This window comes from Shewanella sp. GD04112, assembly GCF_029835735.1.
Lineage (GTDB): Bacteria > Pseudomonadota > Gammaproteobacteria > Enterobacterales > Shewanellaceae > Shewanella.
Genome location: NZ_JAOEAL010000001.1, coordinates 3,936,487 through 3,951,126 on the forward strand (window position 1 = coordinate 3,936,487; position 14,640 = coordinate 3,951,126).

Below are 14,640 nucleotides of genomic sequence, written 5' to 3' on the forward strand. Positions count from 1 at the left end.
ACAGAGTCGCCGAGCAACTTGCCACTGTCGTAACATTTCATTCGTGTTAACATAGCCTAATTAACAGTTAATCAACCCTAAATCGGCCCATGCTGAAAAAGAACCCTAACCTACACCCACTCGCGCCATTACTTTCATTGACCCAAGGGCTGCATTGGTCTCACCAACGCCTGTTGGCTGTCGCGAGCCAGTTATCAATGCTGGTGATAGGTATGATTATTTTAACCAACTTAATCATTACCTTAGGTGAACGTCGGTTACAGGAAGAATGGGCAACCCAAAGATATAGCGAACTACAAACCATAGGCACGCTGATCACAGATAAGGTCGCCTTCCAGCAATTTCGCACTCAGCTATTTGCCAAAGACGAATTACTCAAGCAGTACCTCAAAAATCCAACGGCCTCGTCTCAACAGAAATTACAGGCAAGTTGGCAGGAGCTAGTACAGCATATTCCCGAACTCCTCGGGATTGCCCTGTTCGATCCCCAAGGTAATTATAAGTTTGCGACACCTTCAAACTTCAGTCAGGACGCGCTACCTGCCGCCCTGTTAGGCTCAAGCCGCAACTTAGGTGGCAAAGAAGTCTTTACCTCACCCTTAGAGTTTGTGCCCCTCAATGGCATGCTCGAACCCTATATGTATCAAATGACTTGGCTTGAGAAACCCGATCAAAGCTCCATGGGTTATTTGATTACCTACAACTCGATTGTGCAGATGCTAGAAGCGATAAAGCCTGCATTTTCAAGCAATAAATCACCGATGCTAGTGTTAGATACCCAAGGGTTGCTCTATGCCGGTGTAAGTGAACTCGCGCCCTTAACCCATATTCCCGATACCTTAGGGGCCAGTTTACGCCAGAGTTATCCGGCGCTGTGGCGGGAAATGTCGATGAGCAACTTTGGCCAGTTCCATGGCGAAGATGCCACCTTCGTGTACCTCAAAGTCGAGTTAACTAACCAGCCAGAACTGCGCCGCGAGTACTTTTTACTCTCTTATATTCGTAACGATGATATCGCCTCTAAGTTTTCCCAATGGCAGAACATCGTCATCGTCGCCGCGCTAATCCTGACCTTACTGGCCGCTTGGGTGATCTTACTCAGCCATATGTACCGCCTGCAGTATCGCTCGCGCCAATACAGTATCGATGTGGCTAATGCATTATTTAACAATGATATCGGCTTTATCCTCGCCAATGAGCAGGCACGAATTATCAGTGCTAACCCTAAGGCGGCCGAGGCGACTCAAGTGCCGCAGGATGAGCTCACTGACCGCAGCCTGCAGCGCGCGCTGAATCTCGACGACCTGACCCACGCGCAAATGCTCGACCAAGTGCATAGACAAGGTGAGTGGCAAGGCAAGCTGTCGCTAGACAATGATAAGGGCTCAAGACTTAGCGTGTGCGTACGCCAAGCGCCGAGATTGGGGCGCGGCTTACCGCATCTGTTAGTCTCCCTTGAAGATATTAGCGCCATGATCGATTGCCAGAATCAAGCCTTCTTAAGCGACTTACTCTGCGATACGACTGTGGCCACAGCGCTGACGGACGCCAATGGTAAGCTGATAAAAATCAATCCAGTATTCGATCAACTGATGCAGCTTAATGGCGATTTGAATCATGATTTAGCCTCACTGCTCGCCAACGATCTGGGTAACCAGTGGCAGCGGATCACCGCTCAGATCAGCATGCAAGGCCAATGGCAAGGGCAAATCCTCTGCTCACCCAATCTGCGCCATTCCAATTGTTTACAGGCCACCTTAAAGGGTCATGTGGCCGCCGACGGTGAGATTGATTACATCATCTGTACCTTAGAGCAAGCCGCCGATAGCCTAAGGGGCGCCGAGCCGCGCAGCTTTGTGCCGCACCGCAGCACCATTTTGCAGCATCTCACCGATTTAGAACGCTATTTTGCATCGCTTTCCCCCCAAAGCCGCAACCACTCAAGCCTGCTAGTGATGGATATCAACCCCGAGGGTTTACTCAGCCATATGAGTGATATCGACCAACTCGAGACGCGTCAGCAGGAAGTGGAAGTGCAGCTCTTGCTCGAGATCCCTACCCATTACCAAATCCTTCACTGGCAACTCGGTAAACTGTTGTTGTTACTGCCAGATACCGATGCCACGGCGGCGCATCACTTCGCCCTAAATACCATAGAAAAGCTCAACAGCAATGGCTTAGGTGAAGGGATTAGCATTGGGATTGCCAGCTATCAGGAAGGACAAAGCCTAGAGCAATACCTCAGCAATGCCGAGGTGGCGCTCAAACGGGCGAAGCAGAATAACGATCAGAATATCGGCCAAGCCTTTACTCGTCAGCCTTAGCGGGCGGATTAAAAGAATCGGGTAACTTACTTTGGGTGATCTCGATAATAGCCGAGCGGTTCATGGTGATTTTGTAGCGCGCGTATTCAGGCTCTTCGCGGCCGTCCCGCAGCACTAAAATCAGATTCACTTGGTAGCGACGCTCGACCGACTCATGGCTGATCTTGCCCTCAAGTTCCTTATAAATCTTGGCCTTGCCCCGCTCTAAGTAGCGGGCAAAGGGCACAAAACTGAAGTTCACTTGCTCTTGTATGGTCGAGTAGCCCGCCTGAAACTCGCCATGATTTACCCGAGTGGCAATCTTATAATGCAGGACTTCGGCATCGACCTTATTCTGGCTGTGCCGTTGTTTTAGGATTTCGTTAACCTTCTCTGGCAAATCCTGCTGTCGCATAAATTCGAGCCAGACTAATTGCTTAGCGATCACCGACTGACTGGTTGTATCCCTTAAGATACGGCTCCAACGCGGCCGACCACGCTGAATAAAGCGCCAAAGGGCATTACGCACATCGTCCTTAAAGATTTCACGAAAACCGTAAATCACTGCCAGCGTCAGCACCAATGCTATGGTAAAGCCGCTAAAGACGCCCTGCGCTTCTATGATCAGCGCCGATACCACCAACATCACCAATGCGGTCGCCAGCCCAGTCGTAAACTTTTTAAGGCCTATGCCTAAGGGTTTTAACTCTTCTTTGAGTACCACACCTTGCTGAATTAAGCGCTGCAATAACAGCATCTTATTCGAAATTCGGTTGGGGTCTTGCTTGGTCTGTGCCGAGTTATAGTTGTTGGCATCGCGATAAGCGCATTCGGTGCGGCACAGGGTCAAGACTCGTTCTTGAATGTCGGCAAAATCGCTGGTGCGGGTAGCATGGGCGAGCACTTTTAGCAGTTGCTGCTCGCAGAACCAGGAAAGATAGTTATCGGCGTTCTCGAAATAGGATTTCCATTTAGGATCGCCCGGCTCATTACGGCGAAACTTTTTCAGCAGCTGCGTCACTTGCTCGCACAGCTCATCGAGCGCCAGATAGAAGTGCTCCACATCGGCGATGCGATTGAGTTCTTTGACATCGTTTTCAACCGCGACGGCAAACTGGTAGGCAAACAGGTTTAAGTACAGTCGGAATTCTTCTACGGTGCGGCGGTTCATACTAGCGAAACGCCCTTGCACCAGAGGCAAGTGCAGCCCTTCGGAGTAGTAGGAACGGCGTCCGACAATCGCGCTGTGATAATACTCTTCTTCGTTTAAGGTGTGCGCGCCTATGCCCATTTCCTTTGGTAAAAAGAAATAGAGATCGAGCTGACGATTATCGCCCTTTTCCATCTGATGGCTGAACTTAATCGACAGGGATTCTTCTTGTTTGACACGTATCTTAAACACAACAACCTTATGATTGAGATGGAAGAGTCGGCATTAACACCATGGAAAATATAATCTAAACCGAAAGCGCAGCAAATTCACTGATTAAATTCGGCTATTGACGATTCGACAGCCACAAACCGTGTTACTCGGTTGGAATAAGACAACGGCATAGTCTTGATTCGTGTCGCTATCGAGCACCTCTATGCTGAGATTGTGTCTGCCAGATTCACTAAAGTGCAAGCTGCTGATGTAGGAAAGGTATTTCATATGTTCGGGCCAAGACTTTTTATCTATATCTTCGGATTCCGTCTTGGTTTTAACTGAAACATTGTAGGTCATGCGGTTCAGCTCCATGCTCTTGACCTCGCCCTGCATCAGAATCGCACCCGCGCTTGAACCATCGAGGTTAAAGTAACGGTAATTAATCTGCGCATTGCCCGCCGAGATTAAGACATCGACCAATAAGTAGAATTTCCCCTCATCCACTTGCTGCGTATGGCGGTCGAAGAGTTCGGAGCTGCAATTTAAGATCACCGCCTTATTGGAGACAGATTGCAGGTAAATCACCCCGCAAGCGACAATTAGCGCCGAGAGTATAGTCAGATTTATCGTCCACTTAAGCCACTTAGCCACAGATCCCAACCTCCTGTAGCCAGTTCACATCGATAAATTCCTTCGGTCGTCTGAAGTCGCTGATCTTCAAGTTGCGGATCACCGATTGTCCGAGTTTATAACCCCGCATAGTAATGTTGAGCACCTGTTTATCGTGGGAGAGAGAGGAATACACTTCGGACCAATCACTATGGCCGCAGCGACTCAACCCTTGGCCTAAGCGATCGCCTAACTCAAACAATAGGGTATTGTTGGTTTTCGAGTTGGCATACAAATGCAGCCGAATATGTTGACCCGAGGCTAAGGGCAAATCGGTAGAGAGCAAAGGCTGCGTCGGCACGCTGTGGTCGATGCGGCTAAGATAAAAGCCTGAAATCGCGAGCATAAATCCAAAAACCAGCAACACACTCCACCAAGGTAAGGATTGCAGCCTAGGATAACGCAAGCTTTTTAGCTTTTGCCCTTGGGTACAGTGCAGCAGATAGCCTTGACCCTTGACGGTTTCAATCAGCCCCTCATATTGGGGCCCGAGGAAGGAGCGGATCATAAAGACCGCCCGCGCTAACGAAGTGTCAGTCAAAGGAGGATGCGCCCCATCGCCAGTCTTCAGCTCATGCTTGGAGACCAGTTTGCCTTGATGTTCAACCAACAGGCTCAACACTTGCAACTCGGCACGGGGAAGGTGCCAAGATTCATCACGAGCCTGTTCGACGAGTAAGCCACGCTCACGGTCAAACCAACAGCCCCCCACCTGCATAATTCAAACTCCAACCTATAAAATCATCGAATTAAGTCTATGCAAGCCTGCTAATGATTACTGTGATCCCGTTAACCCAAGGGGCTAAATAATTAATTTTCGTGAGCTTCCCCGCAGGCAAATGAGCATAGAACAAAAATCTGCTTCAGCTCACAGCGATAAATACCATTTGCAGCACCCTAGCTTAGTGATAAATCCGCGTAAATTTACATAAATGCCACAAATAATGTGCGTTACCGCAAATTGAAATCGAGCAGAACCACAAAACCACCTAGCAAGCATCGACTAAAACGATTGTTCTTTGCCCACCGCCAACCATTTGAGAAAGCGAAATATCCCCGGCCGCAAATCACACTATTTATTGATGTAGTTTCTAGAATGATGCCATCAACCAATGGTTACTGATTGATAAATAAAAGCAATTAATAAAAGAGGATATTCATGATGAGCATTAATCGACGCCAAGCATTAACTCGCATTATCGGTATCAGCACGGCGGCTGCGGGCGCAACTTTAATGGGTACGTCAGCATTTGCGGCGACCAATGCCGACGGTCAATATCAATTAGCCCTCGGGGAAAAACTCAAATATGTGCCACTCGATGCCATGGCAACCGCAAAACTTGCCTACGAGACAGGTGGCGGCTGTATGCACCAAGTGTTTCACTCGGTTATCACTATGCTAGCGCAATCTAATAGTGCCGATGCCGACAAATTTAAAACCATTCCCACCGCCCTCGCGGGTTATGGTTTTGCTGGCGTCACGGGCCAAGGCACACTTTGCGGTAACCTCAACGCTATTGGTATGTTAGTCAACATCTTAGATGATATTAACGGCCAGAATAGCGCGGTTATCGCCAATACCTTCCGCTACTATGAAAACACCACCTTGCCACTATCGACCCCTGAGTTCGTTGCAGGTATCGGCTCAACAGCGGAAAAAACCGCCCTTGTTGGCAGTTCATCGAAAGCCATGAGTGTGCTGTGCCACTCCTCCATCAGTAACTGGTCACGGGCTTCTGGCCTGCCCTTCGCCAAGAAGGGTGAGCGCTGCTATCGCCTATCGGCCTCTATGGCCTATTACTTGGTGGAACTGCTAAACCGTGCCTATCAGGGCGAGAATATTGGCGCCCTCCCCGGCAGTAAACCCTCACTGGAAGCGCAGGATTGCCAAGTGTGCCACGGCAGCACCAGCACCTTAGGTTCGGCGGCAAGTGTTAAAACCGATATGGAATGCACCACGTGCCACACTGGCCACTTCAATTAAGGAGGCAGTGATGAAATACCCATTACTCGCATTAACCCTAGGTACACTCGCCCTTGTCGGCTGTGGTAGTGACGATGATAAATCCGAGGAGGTCACGCCTCCGCCGCCACCGCCGCCGGTCGAAACCACAGTGAGTATTGATGAGGCCACTCAGATTAATCTGGCGGTAGAACAGTTTGACTCCAACACCGGCAGCTTAGTGTTCTCATTAACCGATGCTAACCAAGCGGCCATTACCGCCGCCAAGAGCTATGACATTTATTACTTTGGTTTCCCTAATAAGGATAAAGCCTCGTCCAATCCTAAGGCTTGGAAACGCTGGCATGTGACCCAAAGTTATCGCTGCCAGAGCCAAGGAGAATGTACGGGTCAACTGACCGAAGTCAAGAATGGCCAATATCAGTTCGAAATCGCGGGTCTCGATTGGCAACAACAGGACCCCAGCGGCGCCGTGTCCCAAATCAAGGTCGCGATTCAGATCTATGGTGCTAAGGCCAATAATGAACTGACATTAGTTCAAGCGACACCTCAGTAGCGACACAGTAAACCCCCTTCATCGCCCCCAAAAAAGGCATCCAATGGGATGCCTTTTTATTGCTGACATTAATGACTCCTACAAGCCCACAAATGCCCGCTGGGATAGAACTTAATCAACACGAAATCATTTAAGGTATCCATATCCACAATCTGCATATCGAAACTCATTCTGCCCTGCTCGAATAAGGCTTGACGGGATTTTCGCACCTCGGCACGCATTAAATCGGGCACTTCGGTTTGCAGTAGATCCATTTTTAAATTGGCTTGGTCTAAATTCAGCTTATAAGTCATAGTGCCAGGCTCTAAGGCACTGACTTTGCCGCGGTAAATCAGCGCAGCCAAGTCTTGCCCATCCTGTGCATAGCGATAACTTAACTTAGCGTGATTAGCCTCTATCGCCACATCGAGGGCTAAGCTTTGGCTAAAGGCAGGCAGAGATTCGGCCATAAAAGGCGATTGGTACAGCTTAGCTTGGCAACTCAAATTGAGTTGCTTACTGTTAAAGCTCATGGCGTAAGTGCCCAGCACGATACTGGATAAAACGACAATTATTCCAACTACATGCCATAAACGAAACCTATGGGTTTTCGCCGTTAAATCAGAAAATTTAAGCACAAATCCCCACCATTTTTAGCCATAACTCATCAATCACATCGGCATTAAAATCTTCGGACATCATCTTGATGGTCTCGAATCTCAGCCCATCGGCATCTTCATTTTTTAGCACTAGACTCACAAACTTTTGGTCCGTTGAGATTGTGGCGGCGATGGATTGCCAAGGGAAAACGGCACAAGCCGAAACCTGTGCCAGAAAGTGGTCGACTAATGGCTTCATCGAATGATCCGTCGGCTGCCCCGTATAGAATTGGATCTCTGACAAATCACCATTATGCATAGGCAATTGCGTCGCATAATTGGGCGCGATGCTCGTAGGGTGGGAGATCCGAGAACCAACCCAAAACAGGGTTGCCAAGGTCAAGAGCATCAGCAACATAAACTGCGGCATACCTAGTTTAAGAAGCGGCGAATTAAGCTCGGTACGGGATTGTTTTCTAGGGGTGGCGTAAAGGATAAAACCTTGATTAGCAACATTAACTAATAGATGCGCCGCATCGTCACCGAGAAATAACCTTAAGCGACGAATGGTGCTATTGAGCAAGTCATCGGCACGCATAGATAATTTGAGTTGCGGCCGAATCGCCTGCTGTAACTCCAAGCGCGAAACGACTTTGCCGCGCTGTGCACTCAGCAGAGAAAGTATTTGAAATTCATCCGCACTCAATAACCAGCTGCGTCCTGAAGCCGAATCAACCAGCACTTGTTCCTGTGCATTAAACCAACAAGCGCCTATTTGCATCTCGGCCTCTTTCATCATCTTACTTGAGGCCGAGTATACAATTCGAGCTAAAACAACGCAGTGATCTTAATGCCACCTAACATGGTCAGATGAATAATCTGTGAAACACATCAATAAAACATTTAATGCTAAAAACAAACGACGATACATTGTGTTTCATTTGTTTTTAGAACATTGCTGCATTGAGCCACATATGTACCAAAATGCTAGCAATATAGCCAAGCGCGATCACAGGTGTCCAACGTAAATGGGCGCCGAAGGTGTAAATCCCCCTCGCCTGTCCCATCAAGGCAACCCCCGCCGCACTGCCGATGGATAACAAACTGCCCCCAACGCCCGCGGTTAAGGTCACCAGTAACCATTGACCGAGTGCCATCTCTGGGTTCATCGTCAACACGGCGAACATCACTGGAATGTTATCGACAATGGAAGACAACAGACCGATAGCCACGTTGGCATAGGTTGCATCCCAATGGGAATACAGTGCCTCAGACACTAAGCTCAAATACCCCATAAAGCCAAGGCCGCCCACACATAACACCACACCGTAGAAGAACAGTAAGGTATCCCATTCGGCGCGGGAGATCCGGCTAAACACATCGAAGGGCACCACGCTGCCAAGTTGTTGTAGTCGTTGTTTATCCTGACGTAATTCCGCCTTTGCACGCTCACGGGCAACGGATTTATCGAAGGTCTTACGCAGGTAATAACCAAAGAACTGCAGGAAGCCTAGACCCGTCATCATCCCAAGCACAGGTGGCATGCCGAAGAAGGAATGAGCACACACTGCCGTCGCAATGGTCAGCAGGAATAACGCCACGATACGTTTAGCACCGGGTTTAGTGTACACCTGCTCTTTTTCTGGCTCTGGCACATAACGTGGAATAAACACGCTCATAATCGCCGCAGGCAAGGCAAAGTTGACCAAGGCGGGAATAAACAGATGGAAGAAGTCAGCAAAGTGCACTAAGCCCTTTTGCCACACCATCAGGGTGGTGATATCACCAAAGGGACTAAAGGCACCGCCCGCATTCGCCGCAACCACAATGTTGATACACGCCAGCGTAATAAATTTGCGCTGCCCCGCGCCGACCTTCATCACCACGGCACACATCAATAATGCAGTGGTTAAGTTATCGGCCACTGGCGAGATAAAGAACGCCATAAACCCCGTCAGCCAGAACACGGTTCGCAGACTAAATCCCCGTCCGACTAGCCAACCGCGGATCGCATCGAATAAGTTACGTTCCTCCATGGCGTTGATATAAGTCATCGCCACTAATAGGAAGAGTAATAACTCGGCGTATTCCAGTAGATTGTGCTTAAAGGCTGCCTCGGAAACCTCCGACATGCCATTTTGCACATACACAAAACCTATCATGCCCCAAATAATGCCGGCTGCGACCAATACGGGTTTGGATTTACGCAGGTGCAGCGCCTCTTCGGCCATCACCAAAATATAGGCGAGCACGAAGACGCATACGGCAATATACCCCACTGATGCAGCGGTTAAATCGAGCCGTTCTGTTCCTTCGGTCATTGCCCAAACTGCTGGTGAGAATCCGCTCAATATTGCAACGCAGAATAGGCTAGCGAGCACCACTCCACTGTTTTTAAACCACCGCTGTAATTTCATCAAAGTTGATCTCTGCAAGGGAAATTAGTTCGAAAATTACCATAGCTCGGGCTCTGTAAATTTTGACAAAACGCAACTTTCTATGCATTTCCCGATAACCAAGGGCATCTACAACATTAATTTTTGTATAACTACAGACATAACTAATAAAGAATTAACTAACTTTGTTTCAAGTTAGTCCAAAAACAGCCAATAAAAAAGCACCTCTCGGTGCTTTTTTATTGATATCAATCACATTGATTAGAACGAGTAGAGCAAGGTCATATTCGTTTCGGTATCAGTGCTCTTTTTATCATCCAGCGGCTCGCTGTTGTAACGCACGATAATCGCAAACTTCATCGCCAAGGCGCCAATAATATTGGCAGTCAGCGAGGTTTCTGAACGCGCATCTAATTTATCGCCGTAGTCGGCCACAAAACGTTGCTGGAATTTTGAGGTTTCAGTGATTTCAGTTTCGAAGTTGATCACGCCGTGGGCAACCACACTGTCATTCGAATCTGTACCTTCTAGCAGGGCTTGCTCTGAATCGAGGCGCTGATAGATGTAACCGGGACCGATTTCTACATCCAAGAAGGTCTTGCTGGTGTCATAGAGTCTGTGACCATAACCCGCCGCGCCTGAAACTGTGTAGTCATAACCGGTAAAAGGGTCGACTTCATAGTTAGCGTTGGCAAACAGATAGCTGCGATCTGTCATCTTATAGTTGCCTTGAGCGCCCGCTAAATAACGTTTAGCTGTCACTTCACCTGTATCTTCTTTGTACAAACCTTCTAAAAGATATTGGTTTTCCCAGTCACCTAGTTCGTGTTTTAGGCTTAAGCGACCCTTGTAGGATGAGGTATCGGTGTTACCTGTGGTTAAGGTTGCACCTAACTCGGCTTCACCTGCGAATGTCTTGTCGCCTTTTACAAAATCGGCTCCCGCATTAGCCATAAATGGCGCAGTCATTAATAGCGCTGCGGTCAGTACTTTCTTCATGTTTATCCGTTCCTGTTGCGTTTTATCCCCTAAAAAATCTGCGCAATACTAACATTTACGATTAAAAAATGAAAATTCAACGGTTTTTTGCATAAAAAAGCCCGCTAATCAGCGGGCTTTTAACAGTGCTTTAAGGCTTACAGGTTGATCTTAGGATCTAATGCGCCTGACTGATAAGCTTTGTACATTGCTTGTAAAGACAAAGGCTTAATCTTAGAAGCTTGACCCGCACAACCGAAGGCTTCGTAGCGAACAGTACAGATGTCTGCCATCGCTTCCATAGAGGCTTTCAGGAACTTACGTGGGTCGAACTCGCTTGGGTGTTCGGCCAAGTATTTACGTACCGCACCAGTAGACGCTAAGCGCAAATCGGTGTCGATGTTCACTTTACGCACGCCGTGTTTGATACCTTCAACGATTTCTTCTAATGGCACGCCATAAGTTTCAGGAATTTGACCACCGTATTGGTTGATGATCTGTAACCATTCCTGTGGCACTGAAGATGAACCGTGCATGACTAAGTGAGTGTTAGGAATGCGGGCATGGATTTCTTTGATGCGGTCGATACGCAGTACATCACCCGTTGGTTTACGGCTGAACTTGTATGCACCGTGGCTAGTACCAATTGCAATCGCCAGCGCGTCAACATGGGTATCGGCAACGAAGCGTGCCGCTTCTTCTGGGCTGGTCAGCAGTTGGTCGTGGCTTAATACGCCTTCTGCGCCCACACCGTCTTCTTCACCAGCAGTACCGGTTTCTAAGCTGCCTAAACAACCGATTTCACCCTCTACAGACACACCACAAGCGTGGGCGAAAGCAACGGTTCTACGAGTCACATCAACGTTGTACTCGTAAGAAGCTGGGGTTTTACCATCGGCCATTAATGAACCGTCCATCATGACTGATGACATACCTAATTGGATAGAACGCTGACAGATATCAGGATCGGTACCATGGTCTTGGTGAATACAGACTGGGATATCTGGATACTGCTCAAGAGCAGCCGTCATCAGGTATTTTAAGAATTGTGGACGCGCATATTTACGTGCACCCGCAGAGGCTTGCACGATAACTGGGCTGTCTGTGGCTTCTGCGGCCTGCATGATGGCGCGCATTTGCTCAAGGTTGTTTACGTTGAACGCTGGCACACCGTATCCATGCTCTGCCGCGTGATCGAGTAGTTGTCGTAGGGAAATTAACGCCATTTTTTAACTCCAATAATAGGGTGACTGTCACATCAACGTTAGGTCACCGAGGTCGCTATCGTTTGGATGGATTTTTATGCTCAATCACTCAAGAACAACTTAGCCGTCTTAAGAGAATGAGCGGTTTTTTATAATTTTTTTATCAAGTTTTAGTGCCATCGCAGCGCCCTGCCGCGATGGCGCAATACCTAACTTAATGTTAGGCACCGCGTTGTTTTAGCATAGCTACAGCCGGTAACTCTTTACCTTCTAAAAACTCAAGGAAAGCGCCGCCACCAGTAGAAATGTAAGAGACTTTATCGGCGATATCATACTTGTCGACCGCCGCTAAGGTGTCACCACCGCCAGCGATAGAGAAGGCTTTAGAATCAGCGATAGCTTGTGCGATACGCTTAGTGCCTTCACCGAATTGGTCGAATTCGAACACGCCCACAGGGCCGTTCCATACGATAGTGCCAGCAGACTCGATGATTTTCGCTAACGCTTCGGCGCTGTCGGGGCCGATGTCGAAAATCATGTCGCTATCGCCCACTTCATTGACCGCTTTTAAGGTCGCGGCGGCCGTTGGGCTAAACTCACCCGCAACAACCACATCGGTAGGCACTGGAATGTCGCCACCGCGGCTTTGGGCATTCGCCACTAAGCGCTTAGCTTCATCGATTAAATCAGCCTCATACAGTGACTTACCTACATTATGGCCCGCCGCAGCGATAAAGGTGTTGGCGATACCGCCACCAACGACTAACTGGTCCACAATACCAGATAAGCTTTCTAATACGGTCAGCTTAGTCGACACTTTAGAACCGCCAACGATGGCCACTAATGGGCGCGCTGGGTTGTCTAAGGCTTTGCCTAACGCTTCTAATTCTTGTGCTAATAATGGGCCTGCACAGGCGATAGGAGCGTGTAAGCCAACACCATTGGTTGACGCTTCTGCGCGGTGAGCGGTACCGAAGGCATCCATCACATACACATCACATAAGGCTGCCATTTTCTTTGACAGGGCTTCGTCGTTTTTCTTCTCGCCTTTGTTAAAGCGAACGTTTTCAAACACAACCACTTCGCCTACCGCCACTTCAACGCCGTCTAAATAGTCGGTCGCTAAGCGCACTGGGCAAGACAGAGCTTTGGCCAAGTAATCGACCACAGGTTGCATGGAGAATTCGCTGTTGTATTCACCTTCGGTTGGACGACCTAAGTGAGACATCACCATTACCGCCGCGCCTTTGGCAAGGGCTAATTCGATAGTGGGAAGAGAGGCGCGCAGACGTGCATCACTGGTGACGACGCCTTTGCTGACAGGCACATTGAGATCTTCACGAATAAGCACTCGCTTACCTTGGAGATCTAAATCTGACATATTGATAATTGCCATGGTAACGCTTCCTTTTATAATCAAAAAAACAAACTGGTTTTTGCATCAATCGGTTAGCTTAGTCGCTACTCGGCACTCGACATCCCGTCGAATTGGCCACTAGGCTTAACCCATTGGTATAAATTCTTATCTTCAGCTTTGTTTAGCTGCAATCATCGCCAAACTGGTATCTAGCATACGATTTGCAAAGCCCCACTCGTTATCGCACCACAGCAACAGTTTAACCAACTGCCCTGCGCTCACCCGAGTTTGGGTGCCATCGACAATACTTGAGCGCGGATCATGGTTAAAATCACAGGATACGAGCGGCTCATCAGTATAGCCTAAGATACCGTTAAATCGTCCATTGGCGGCCAATTCTAACACTTGATTGACGGTGGCAATATCCACTGTTTTATCTAATGTTACCGAAAGATCGATAGCTGTAACGTTGATCGTGGGAACGCGCACCGAAATCGCCTCAAACTTGTCTTTCATATGCGGCAAAATCCGCTCGATACCGCGGGCAAGTTTAGTGTCGACGGGGATGATTGACTGACCCGCAGCTCGGGTGCGGCGTAAGTCATCATGATAGGCATCAATCACTTGCTGATCGTTCATCGCCGAATGGATAGTCGTAATCGCGCCGCTTTTCACGCCAAAGTGTTTATCCAGTACATCGATGACGGGCACGATACAGTTGGTCGTACAAGAAGCATTGGAAACCACAGTATGCTCGGCACGCAGTAAGTCTTGGTTCACACCGTAAACGATAGTGCCGTCAACATCGGCAGAAGAAGGGTGACTGATTAAGACCTGTTTGGCGCCTGCGTGAATATGGGCCTCGCAACTGTTGCGATCTAAGATGGCGCCAGTCGCTTCATAGATGATGTCGATGTCCATCTCGCGCCAAGGTAACTTAGCTGGATCCGGTTCGTGGAGAATTTTGATGACGTCATCGCCGATCAGCATCTGATCATCGACTAATTTGACTCTGGGCTGAAACCGACCGTGGGTAGTGTCGTACTGGGTCAGATGAATGATGGCTTCGGGCTTAGCCAACTCGTTGATTGCGACAATTTGTATTTGCTGACGTTTTCCGGACTCATATAAAGCGCGAAGGATTGAGCGGCCAATACGACCATAACCATTGATTGCGACTCGGATCATTGAGGTCTTTATTTCCTCTTAACAATACTGCATATACAAAAACGGCCTGCAAACGATTGCAGGCCGCATTATACAGATTAA

General features: G+C 48.5%; 13 protein-coding genes. 3 read left to right on the top strand and 10 right to left on the bottom strand.

Features of this window, described 5'->3' with window-relative positions; genetic code table 11:
- The first annotated feature begins 89 nt into the window (after positions 1 to 89).
- Positions 90 to 2,324: a PAS domain-containing protein gene (locus N7386_RS17330; RefSeq protein ID WP_279769971.1), complete on the top strand. Its 2,235-nt coding sequence runs from the start codon at positions 90 to 92 to the stop codon at positions 2,322 to 2,324.
- Here the strand turns inward: N7386_RS17330 and N7386_RS17335 are convergent.
- From N7386_RS17335 to N7386_RS17345, 3 genes are all read right to left on the bottom strand, one after another.
- A complete protein-coding gene (locus N7386_RS17335; RefSeq protein ID WP_279769972.1) occupies positions 2,308 to 3,705 on the bottom strand; it encodes a hypothetical protein in 1,398 nt (465 codons plus the stop codon). The genes N7386_RS17330 and N7386_RS17335 overlap by 17 nt on opposite strands.
- 84 nt (positions 3,706 to 3,789) lie before the next feature.
- The gene (locus N7386_RS17340) at positions 3,790 to 4,320 is read right to left on the bottom strand and encodes a hypothetical protein (RefSeq protein ID WP_011718145.1); all 531 of its coding nucleotides are present in this window, start codon (positions 4,318 to 4,320) and stop codon (positions 3,790 to 3,792) included.
- Positions 4,313 to 5,056, bottom strand: a complete 744-nt coding sequence (locus N7386_RS17345; protein ID WP_011718146.1) for a helix-turn-helix domain-containing protein — start codon at positions 5,054 to 5,056, stop codon at positions 4,313 to 4,315. Before N7386_RS17345 ends, N7386_RS17340 begins: the two co-directional genes overlap by 8 nt.
- A gap of 444 nt (positions 5,057 to 5,500) precedes the next feature.
- Here N7386_RS17345 and N7386_RS17350 point away from each other — a divergent pair, with 444 nt between their 5' ends.
- Positions 5,501 to 6,322: a cytochrome C gene (locus N7386_RS17350; protein WP_164717971.1), complete on the top strand. Its 822-nt coding sequence runs from the start codon at positions 5,501 to 5,503 to the stop codon at positions 6,320 to 6,322.
- Positions 6,323 to 6,332: 10 nt separating this feature from the next.
- Complete coding sequence (locus N7386_RS17355; protein ID WP_279769975.1) at positions 6,333 to 6,857, top strand: hypothetical protein; 525 nt, start codon at positions 6,333 to 6,335, stop codon at positions 6,855 to 6,857.
- A gap of 68 nt (positions 6,858 to 6,925) precedes the next feature.
- On the opposite strand, the gene N7386_RS17360 is transcribed toward N7386_RS17355, so the two are convergent.
- The 7 genes from N7386_RS17360 to epd form a co-directional block, all read right to left on the bottom strand.
- A complete protein-coding gene (locus tag N7386_RS17360) occupies positions 6,926 to 7,474 on the bottom strand; it encodes a hypothetical protein (protein ID WP_088210267.1) in 549 nt (182 codons plus the stop codon).
- Positions 7,467 to 8,216, bottom strand: a complete 750-nt coding sequence (locus N7386_RS17365; RefSeq protein WP_279769977.1) for a helix-turn-helix domain-containing protein — start codon at positions 8,214 to 8,216, stop codon at positions 7,467 to 7,469. Before N7386_RS17365 ends, N7386_RS17360 begins: the two co-directional genes overlap by 8 nt.
- Before the next feature lie 166 nt (positions 8,217 to 8,382).
- Positions 8,383 to 9,852 carry a sodium:proton antiporter NhaD gene (gene nhaD, locus N7386_RS17370; RefSeq protein WP_011718151.1) on the bottom strand — a complete coding sequence of 490 codons (1,470 nt, stop codon included), beginning with the start codon at positions 9,850 to 9,852 and terminating at the stop codon, positions 8,383 to 8,385.
- A gap of 240 nt (positions 9,853 to 10,092) precedes the next feature.
- A complete protein-coding gene (locus N7386_RS17375) occupies positions 10,093 to 10,830 on the bottom strand; it encodes a DUF481 domain-containing protein (RefSeq protein WP_011718152.1) in 738 nt (245 codons plus the stop codon).
- 137 nt (positions 10,831 to 10,967) lie between these two features.
- Positions 10,968 to 12,035, bottom strand: coding sequence for a class II fructose-bisphosphate aldolase (gene fba / locus N7386_RS17380; RefSeq protein WP_011621571.1), 1,068 nt, complete (start codon positions 12,033 to 12,035; stop codon positions 10,968 to 10,970).
- A 199-nt stretch (positions 12,036 to 12,234) separates the two neighbouring features.
- Complete coding sequence (locus tag N7386_RS17385; protein WP_279769980.1) at positions 12,235 to 13,410, bottom strand: phosphoglycerate kinase; 1,176 nt, start codon at positions 13,408 to 13,410, stop codon at positions 12,235 to 12,237.
- Between the two features lie 132 nt (positions 13,411 to 13,542).
- Positions 13,543 to 14,559 (bottom strand): erythrose-4-phosphate dehydrogenase, encoded by a 1,017-nt coding sequence (gene epd, locus N7386_RS17390; RefSeq protein ID WP_279769981.1) that lies wholly within the window; start codon positions 14,557 to 14,559, stop codon positions 13,543 to 13,545.
- Positions 14,560 to 14,640 lie beyond the last annotated feature (81 nt).